3 tRNA genes are annotated in these 491 nt (G+C 48.9%); all 3 read right to left on the reverse strand.

The annotated features are described in order from the left end of the window. Positions 1–134 precede the first annotated feature (134 nt). Positions 135–210 (reverse strand) — tRNA-Val (locus EA58_RS20675). A 29-nt stretch (positions 211–239) separates the two neighbouring features. Continuing rightward, positions 240–315 (reverse strand) — tRNA-Lys (locus EA58_RS20680). A gap of 1 nt (position 316) precedes the next feature. Beyond that, positions 317–392: transfer RNA gene (locus EA58_RS20685), tRNA-Glu, on the reverse strand. Positions 393–491 lie beyond the last annotated feature (99 nt).

Below are 491 nucleotides of genomic sequence, written 5' to 3' on the forward strand. Positions count from 1 at the left end.
GATTGTTAAAGAGCATTGTGTTTTTTATTTCTTCAATAAATCACACTTTCTAAAGACTTTCAGCGTCACGAAATCGATCCAACAACTCATTCGTTATTGAATCTGCGTATCCGTGCAGAAAAGTACTTAGAGAGTGGTGGGCGATACCGGGCTCGAACCAGTGACCCCCTCCTTGTAAGGGAGGTGCTCTCCCAACTGAGCTAATCGCCCACTGAGTTTTTACATTCCCGTGGCAGGAATGGTGGGTCGTGCAGGATTCGAACCTGCGACCAATTGATTAAAAGTCAACTGCTCTACCAACTGAGCTAACGACCCGTGGCGTCCCGTAGGGGAGTCGAACCCCTGTTACCGCCGTGAAAGGGCGGTGTCCTAGGCCTCTAGACGAACGGGACTAAAATTCTGTCAGCGAAACATCTTCCGCTAAATTCATACTGATGCTGTTGGGCAGCACCAGTGGCTCTCTACATTTCGACCAAGCAATCTGTGTGGAC

It is taken from the genome of Photobacterium galatheae, assembly GCF_000695255.1.
GTDB classification, from domain to species: domain Bacteria; phylum Pseudomonadota; class Gammaproteobacteria; order Enterobacterales; family Vibrionaceae; genus Photobacterium; species Photobacterium galatheae.